Source organism: Deferrisoma palaeochoriense, assembly GCF_054656955.1.
In genome coordinates, this window is sequence record NZ_BAAHXI010000134.1 from 1 (window position 1) to 2,509 (window position 2,509).

3 protein-coding genes are annotated in these 2,509 nt (G+C 71.9%); 2 read left to right on the forward strand and 1 reads right to left on the reverse strand.

Features of this window, described 5'->3' with window-relative positions:
• Positions 1-136: 136 nt before the first annotated feature.
• Both ACYQ8L_RS18305 and ACYQ8L_RS18310 read left to right on the forward strand, forming a co-directional pair.
• Positions 137-1,426, forward strand: a complete 1,290-nt coding sequence (locus ACYQ8L_RS18305) for a replication-associated recombination protein A (RefSeq protein ID WP_459943259.1) — start codon at positions 137-139, stop codon at positions 1,424-1,426.
• Positions 1,423-1,917: a universal stress protein gene (locus ACYQ8L_RS18310; RefSeq protein ID WP_459943260.1), complete on the forward strand. Its 495-nt coding sequence runs from the start codon at positions 1,423-1,425 to the stop codon at positions 1,915-1,917. Before ACYQ8L_RS18305 ends, ACYQ8L_RS18310 begins: the two co-directional genes overlap by 4 nt.
• A 3-nt stretch (positions 1,918-1,920) precedes the next feature.
• Here ACYQ8L_RS18310 and csrA read toward each other — a convergent pair whose 3' ends face one another.
• Positions 1,921-2,166: a carbon storage regulator CsrA gene (csrA, locus tag ACYQ8L_RS18315; protein ID WP_459943261.1), complete on the reverse strand. Its 246-nt coding sequence runs from the start codon at positions 2,164-2,166 to the stop codon at positions 1,921-1,923.
• Positions 2,167-2,509: the final 343 nt, after the last annotated feature.

Sequence of the window (2,509 nt, forward strand, 5' to 3'; positions counted from 1 at the left end):
CAGCTCCACCCCTCGGGAAGACCACGAGATCTGAGGAGGGCCTCTCTGGCCGCCTAGCCTCCCCGCCGCGAAGCCGCTATTCTAACAAACCATGAAACCCCGGGAAACGAAGCCGCGCGCGCCCCTGGCCGATCGGATGCGGCCCCGCAGCCTCGACGAGGTGGTGGGCCAGGACCACCTCCTGGCCCCCGGGCGGCCGCTCCGGGCGACCCTGGAGGCCGGGATCCTGCCGTCGCTCCTCCTGTGGGGCCCCCCCGGGAGCGGCAAGACCACCCTCGCCCATCTCTTCGCCGAGATCACCGGGTACCGGTTCGAGAAGCTCTCGGCCGTGGAGAGCGGGGTCAAGGAGGTCCGCCAGGTGGTGACCCGGGCCGCCGAGGCCCGAGAGGGCGGCCGGGCGACGCTCCTTTTCCTCGACGAGATCCACCGGTTCAACAAGGCCCAGCAGGACGCGCTCCTGCCCCACGTGGAGGCCGGCACCGTGACCCTGGTGGGCGCCACCACCGAGAACCCCTCGTTCCAGGTGGTCTCCCCCCTCCTCTCGCGGCTCCTGGTCGTCCGGCTCGAACCCCTCGGGGAAGAGGAACTCCGGACCATCGTGCATCGGGCCCTGAACGATGCCGGCCGGGGACTCCCCGGCGTGGAACTCGACCCGGAGGCCGAGGAACTCCTCCTGCGGGCGGCCCAGGGGGACGCCCGGCGGGCTCTGAACCTCCTGGAGGCCGCCGCCCTGGCGGCGCCCGGCCCTCGCGAGGGCCCCGTCCGGGTGACCCGGGAGGGGCTGGCCGAGCTCCTCCAGAGCCCCACCCTCTACCACGACACCCAGGGCGACTGGCACTACGACGTGGTGAGCGCGCTGATCAAGAGCCTGCGGGGCTCGGACCCCGACGCGGCCCTGTACTGGCTCGCCCGCATGGTGGAGGCCGGGGAGGCCCCCCTCTTCATCGCCCGGCGGCTCGTGATCTTCGCCAGCGAGGACGTGGGGAACGCCGACCCCGAGGCCCTTCGCATCGCGCTGGCCGCCAAGGACGCCGTCCACTTCGTGGGGATGCCCGAGGGCTGGATCCCGCTCGCCCAGGCCGCCGTGTACCTCGCCACCGCCCCCAAGTCGAACGCCTCGTACGCGGCCTACTTGCGGGCCCGGAAGGACGTGCGCGAACACGGGAACCTCCCCGTGCCCCTGCACCTCCGGAACGCCCCCACCCGGCTCGCCCGGGAGATGGGCCATGGCAAGGGCTACCTCTACCCCCACGACCATCCCGACGCCGTGGTCGCCCAGACCTACCTTCCCGACGCCCTGGCGGGCCGCCGGTACTTCCGGCCGGGCCGGTTCGGATTCGAGCGGGAGATCGCCAAGCGCCTCGCCTGGTGGGAGAGGAAGCGGGCCGAGCAGCGGGGGCAGGCCCCTGAGGAGGCACCGTCATGACCGGCGACACTCTGGACCTGCGGGCGTCCGGCCGCGAGCCGGCGTTCCGGCGCATCGTGGCCACCACCGACTTCAGCCCGGGCTCGAAGCGGGCCCTGCGCAGGGCGATCGCCCTGGCGCGGGACCTGGGGGCCGAGCTCCACCTTGTGCACGTGGCCTGCCAGCCGGATCTACGGTCGGTCTTTTTCGTGAAGGTGGACGAGGCCTCGAGGGCGCGCCTGTGCGAACGGGCCACCCGCAAGGCCCGGCGGCGGCTCGACGATTTCCTGCGGGGAGAGGAACTCTGGGGGGTGCGGCTGGTGCGGGCGGTCCTCACCGGCCGGCCGGCCGAGGAGATCGTGGGGTACGCGGCCTCTTGCGGGGCGGATCTGATCGTGGTGGGGGAGAGGCCCGAGACCCGGGGCCAGCACCTCCTGCAGCACCTGGCCTTCGAGAGCGTGGGGGAGCGGGTGCGCCGCACCGCCCCCTGCTCGGTGCTCACGGTGCGGTGAGGGCTAGCCCTTTTTCCGAAGGAGGCCCTTGAGCCGGTCGGGATCCACCGCCCCTCCCTGGGAGGCGGCCAGGTTCTCGCGCCGGATCTCCTCGTAGATCTCCTTGCGGTGGACGGGGATCTCCCGGGGGGCCTGGATGCCCAGCTTGACGGCGCCGCCGTCGATGCCGAGCACCTTCACCTCGACCGTGTCCCCGATCATGATGGATTCGTCAACCTTCCGTGTCAGAACGAGCATCCCGACCCCCATCGAACCCCGTAATGGGAAAATGAAAGAGAATCGTCGCGACTATACCCCGGGTTCCCAGCCCCTTTCAAGAAAGTGCTACCGTTTGGGGACAACCCGGGGTGGGAAACAATTTCCGTAGGCCTGCATGGGCGCCACCATCCGCTACGCGTTTCGGTTCGAGGACGGCCGCGAGGTTTCCGTGGAGGTTGCCCGGTGGGGTCCCGGGTGAGAGCCCGGGCGCGCCCCCGTCTGGACCCCCCTGGACCCCCTGCGCTGTCCCGGGTGGCCCCGTGTGCCCGGGGCCACTCCCCCCCGCCCGGGGGGCGTGAGGCTCACGGCCCTCCTGGGGCCGCGCGACCGGCTG